A 1,372-nucleotide genomic window follows, 5' to 3' on the forward strand; every position below is an offset into this window, starting at 1 on the left:
GCCGAAGAGGCCCGCCAGCGCCTGTCGAGCGACGCCGAGTCCGCCCGCGCCGAGGCCGAGGCCATCCTGCGCCGGGCCCGCACGGACGCCGAGCGCCTCCTGAACGCCGCGTCCACGCAGGCGCAGGAAGCCACCGACCACGCGGAGCAGCTGCGCTCCACCACGGCCACCGAGTCCGAGCAGTCGCGCCGCCAGGCCACCGAGGCGAGCCGGGCCGCCGAGCAGCGCATGGCGGAGGCCGAGACGGCTCTGCGCGAGGCACGCGCCGAGGCGGACAAGGTCCTCGCCGAGGCGAAGGACTCCGCGTCCAAGCAGCTCTCGGCCGCCGAGGGCGCCAACGAACAGCGCACGCGCACCGCCAAGGAGCAGGTCGCCCGCCTCGTCGGCGAGGCCACGAAGGAGGCCGAGGCCACCAAGGCCGAGGCCGAGCAGCTCGTCGCCGACGCCCGTGCCGAGGCCGAGCAGCTGATCAAGGACGCCGGCGAGAAGGCGCGCACGATCACCGCCGAGGAGACCGCGGGCCAGCTCGCCAAGGCCGCCCGCACCGCGGAGGACGTACTCGACAAGGCGTCCAAGGACGCCAAGGAGACGACGAAGGCCGCCACCGAAGAGGCCGAGCGGATCCGCACCGAGGCCGAGGCCGAGGCGGACCGGCTGCGCGCCGAGGCGCACGACATCGCCGAGGAGCTCAAGGGCACGGCGAAGGACGACACCAAGGAGTACCGCGCCAAGACCGTCGAGCTGCAGGAGGAGGCGCGCCGGCTGCGCGGCGAGGCCGAGCAGCTGCGGGCCGACGCGGTCACCGAGGGCGAGCGGATCCGGAGCGAGGCCCGGCGCGAGGCCGTCCAGCAGATCGAGGAGGCGGCCAAGTCCGCCGAGGAGCTGCTCGCGAAGGCGAAGGCCGACGCCGATGAGCTGAAGGCGGGGGCGACCGCCGACAGCGAGCGGATGCGTACCGAGGCCATCGAGCGCGCCACGAGCCTGCGCAAACAGGCCGAGGAGACCCTTGAGCGCACCCGCGCGGAGGCCGAGCGGCACCGCGAGGAGGCCGCCGAGCAGGCCGAGACCACGAAGTCCGAGGCCGAGGACGCCGCCCGCGCCCTGCACGAGGAGACCGAGCGGGCCATAGCGGCACGTCAGGCCGAGGCCGCCGACGAGCTGACGCGCCTGCACACGGAGGCCGAGGAGCGTGTCGCCGCCGCCGAGCAGGCGCTGACCGACGCCCGTGCGGAGGCCGAGCGCATCCGCAAGGAGGCCGCGGACGAGACGGACCGGCTCCGCACGGAGTCCGCCGAGCGGATCCGCACCCTTCAGTCGCAGGCCGAGACCGAGGCCGAGCGGCTGCTCACCGAGGCCGCCGCCGACGCGTCGC

At 75.3% G+C, this 1,372-nt stretch carries 1 pseudogene; it reads left to right on the forward strand.

The features are described 5' to 3' along the window. Positions 1-1,372 (forward strand): annotated as a pseudogene (locus ABD378_RS20930) (hypothetical protein); the annotation flags it as partial.

Source organism: Streptomyces rectiviolaceus (genome assembly GCF_039533825.1).
GTDB lineage: Bacteria > Actinomycetota > Actinomycetes > Streptomycetales > Streptomycetaceae > Streptomyces > Streptomyces rectiviolaceus.